Source organism: Gluconacetobacter entanii (assembly GCF_013155425.1).
In the GTDB taxonomy this organism is placed as follows: domain Bacteria; phylum Pseudomonadota; class Alphaproteobacteria; order Acetobacterales; family Acetobacteraceae; genus Novacetimonas; species Novacetimonas entanii.
This window is the reverse complement of the sequence record NZ_JABJWD010000110.1, coordinates 1-592: the sequence shown is the minus strand read 5'-3', so window position 1 is coordinate 592 and position 592 is coordinate 1. Positions and strand designations below refer to the sequence as shown.

Sequence of the window (592 nt, the reverse complement as noted above, 5' to 3'; positions counted from 1 at the left end):
TTCGATTACGCGACGCCCACGCCGATCTTCATTGCCGTGTCGCTCGCCAGTTCGGCGACCGTGCCGTCAGATGCGCTGACGCAGATACAGACGGTGGCGGCCGCGGCCTTCGACGGCACGGATGGCGGGACGCGGGCGCGCATTGCGTCACGGCTGTATGCCAGCCGGTTCTACGCCGGGGTTGCGGCGCTGGGCGCATGGGCGCAGATCGTGGAGATCACGATCGGCACGGCCGCCGCGCCCACCGGCTTTACGGTGCAGATGGATATCAACCAGGCGCCCACGCTTGATCCCGCCGACATCACGCTGGCGCTGGTGTGACATGGATAATGTGCAGCAGACCGTCATCAGCCAGTATGCCAACAGCCCCACCCTCTGCACCCTGATCGACGCATGGAACCAGTGCATCGACCCGACGGCGGAGATCGACAGCTTCTATAACCTGATCTGGAATGTGCAGACGGCGCAGGGCTACGGCCTTGACGTGTGGGGGCGCATTGTTGGCATCAGCCGGGTGCTGACGATAACCGAAGACCTGTTCTGGGGTTTTGGGGAGGCAGGCAATACCTCCGCCGCGCCCTTCGGGCAGGGG

1 protein-coding gene and 1 pseudogene are annotated in these 592 nt (G+C 64.7%); both read left to right on the top strand.

Features of this window, described 5'->3' with window-relative positions; all coding sequences use genetic code 11:
- Positions 1–321: pseudogene (locus HNH97_RS15805) on the top strand (baseplate J/gp47 family protein); the annotation flags it as partial.
- Between the two features lies 1 nt (position 322).
- Positions 323–592, top strand: a 270-nt coding sequence (locus tag HNH97_RS15800) for a DUF2612 domain-containing protein (protein WP_171791515.1), incomplete at its 3' end; no start/stop codon positions are given.